Raw genomic sequence first — 2607 nt, 5'->3', positions numbered from 1 at the left:
TCCTTTCTCATTTCAAAATATTATGACATTTATCTATCTATATGTAAACACTCTCTTCTTTTTAAAAGTCTATTTGTTATTTTAATTTATGGAAATAGTATTATTTTGAAAACCGCTTAGAATCTGGTCTTGAACCATATGTCGGGAAAGTCATGCGCCCTTCAAAAGATGTTGTGCTCGATTTTGGAAACGGAACGAGGCGCCAGATGGTTGCGTATGATGATGGTATTTTTATAGATACTGCAAAAATGATGAATGAGTTGCACAAATATTTAAGGAAAAATAACATTAAATTTGTTCAGAAAAAAATAGAAGCTTTCTCAGATGTTAAAGGTAAATTCATTATCAATTGTAGTGGCCTTGGAGCTCATAAACTCAATCAAGATGAAGATATGATTTCAATTCAAGGTCATTTGATTATGCTTAAAGATCAAAACCCAAAAGACCTTCAGTATATGATTCTTGTTTATTTTAAAGAGGGAGAAACACAATCAGGTCAAAAAATAAAACGTTCTTTTTATATTTTTCCAAAACACCTTCCAAACACCTCTTCCAAAGATGTCGGCGTTATAGGAGGAACTTTTATTGAAGGCGCCACAGAAGAAACTCCAAACAAAGAAGAATTTGATATCCTGCTGCAAGGGGCTAAAGATTTTTATGGACTTAAATAAATAAGTACTTGAAGTTATGCTGTTTCTATAAAAATAAGAACGATTTTAAGTTTATAAAAGTTCACAAAATTTATAAATTCTCTAAATCGACATACCTCCCCAAAATTTCTTGTATTGAAATTTTTTTTATGTCTTCGACTCTAAAGATTTCTTCTCCCATTCCATTTCTTTGAGGAACCATGACTCTAAAAATCGCATCAGGCTCGCATAAGTCTAGTTGTATAAAATAATAAGCTGCGGCAAAAAATTGATCCCGTGTAAACTTATAATGGCCACTTCCATTATCAAGGTCTTTTATTTTTCCCCTTTCAGAAACACCAATATGGCCACCACAAGCGAGTGGAGCTCCAAATCCATAATAAGGCTCTCCTGGCTTTCCTTTTAAAAAGAAGCTATGCTGATTTCCAGTCGCCGATCCAGAGATTTCACCATGCATTGAGGCAATATAAAACTGTGTTTGATTTCTCAAAGCCCAAATATAAATTTGATTGCCATTAAAACCCTTTTGAGAACCCATTGTCGTGAATAAATTTTCGCCTTGATAAAGCCTTCCTTCTTTAAAAGTAATCTTACATGTTTCGTGTTTAGCGGGTGTATTATCAGCTCTATGTTTTTCACACCCATACGAGGGATGAAGAGGCGTTAGAATAAAAGGACCTTCTCTATATTTTACATCTTTATGAGGAGGATAAGATCCAAATTTTTCTACAAGTCTTTGAAGATGCGCATCCGAAAATTCGTTAAAAAAAGCTTCCCTTTTTCTCCATGCAAAACCATGAGATATTTCATGGACGTTATGAGGAAGTGTATTACAAAAAATTCCTCCATAACCTATACTTATAGAAAGAAAGTTTTTACAAAAAATATTTGGAGCAATGCCTACAATAATCTTACCAAGCTCTTGCCAAATTTGCACTTCTATGGTCTCTACTAAATTATCTTCAGTACGACCATAAACCCCTCTTAGAACAATTTGTTCATTAGAATTATAGATTTCACATCCAATTGTGTTTGCAGAGATTCGTTGAGGGCAAGGTTTTTTTAAATTGACCTCTTGCTCATTGACCCCTTTTTTTCTCAGCACAACCGTTTCATAAAGAAAAGCAGCTGAAGGATCAGGCGTAAAGGGATGTTGAATAAAAATCTTTGCAGTGTAACCTTCTAGATCATCCGTTCTTAAGTCCAATACTAATTTTACAGCCTCTATAGGATAAATAAAAAAAAGAAAAAAACTTAAAAAAATGCTAAAACATCTGCTCATAAGGCCTCATAAACTTTTTAAAAAATACCTATTATTTATGTAACCGTTTATTTAAAATTTTCAAGAACCCTATTAAAAATATTGCTTATAAAGAAAAATCTATAAAAACATGGCTTTTAAAATTACTGATACACTCTCTCTTCTTTTCCAAATAAATCAACTGTGTCAATAGGAAGAAGACATTTTAAGTTTATTTTTATTTCAGAACATTTTTGGCGTTTACAAGGCATGCGCTGCAAGAAACAAGCCGCTTTTTTCAAAGGAGAATCATAAAGACAAGAATGACTCATGATCTCAATCACACAGTTAGGATGTTCTTGCAGGAATTTATCTGTAAAATACTTTCTAAATGTATTCATCTCACTTTCGGAGAAGCATGAGCCAAGAAGAACATTTAAGGAAACATTACCAACAATATCAATCTTTCCCTGCTGTATTTGAATCGCAAAAGGATCCTCGGGAGAATCAGAAGCAAAATCTATATGCGGCGTTCGCATACTTTGGAGTATTTTATGAGCAGCAAGCCGAATTTTTTCTGAAGGTTCTCCAAAAACGTCGGCTGTTAAAACCAAACAAAGAAATCCAATTAAATACTTATATTTTCTTATCATTTTCTCGTCTCATTTTTTCTTGTCATTTTTTCTTGTCATTTTTTCTTGTCATTTTTTCTTGTCA

The 2607-nt window shown here is 33.0% G+C and carries 3 protein-coding genes; 1 reads left to right on the top strand and 2 read right to left on the bottom strand.

The window, feature by feature from the left end; genetic code table 11:
- Positions 1-152: 152 nt before the first annotated feature.
- Positions 153-671: an FAD-dependent oxidoreductase gene (locus tag JSS34_08695; GenBank protein ID MBS0186374.1), complete on the top strand. Its 519-nt coding sequence runs from the start codon at positions 153-155 to the stop codon at positions 669-671.
- 70 nt (positions 672-741) lie between these two features.
- Here the strand turns inward: JSS34_08695 and JSS34_08690 are convergent, their stop codons facing one another.
- Entirely contained in the window at positions 742-1932 is a 1191-nt protein-coding gene (locus JSS34_08690) for a hypothetical protein (protein ID MBS0186373.1), read from the bottom strand.
- A gap of 122 nt (positions 1933-2054) precedes the next feature.
- Complete coding sequence (locus JSS34_08685; protein ID MBS0186372.1) at positions 2055-2543, bottom strand: hypothetical protein; 489 nt, start codon at positions 2541-2543, stop codon at positions 2055-2057.
- Positions 2544-2607: the final 64 nt, after the last annotated feature.

The organism is Pseudomonadota bacterium, from assembly GCA_018242545.1.
In the GTDB taxonomy this organism is placed as follows: Bacteria; Pseudomonadota; Alphaproteobacteria; order 16-39-46; family 16-39-46; genus 16-39-46.
Note: the sequence above shows the minus strand (reverse complement) of the source record. Positions and strands in the feature narration are given on the sequence as shown.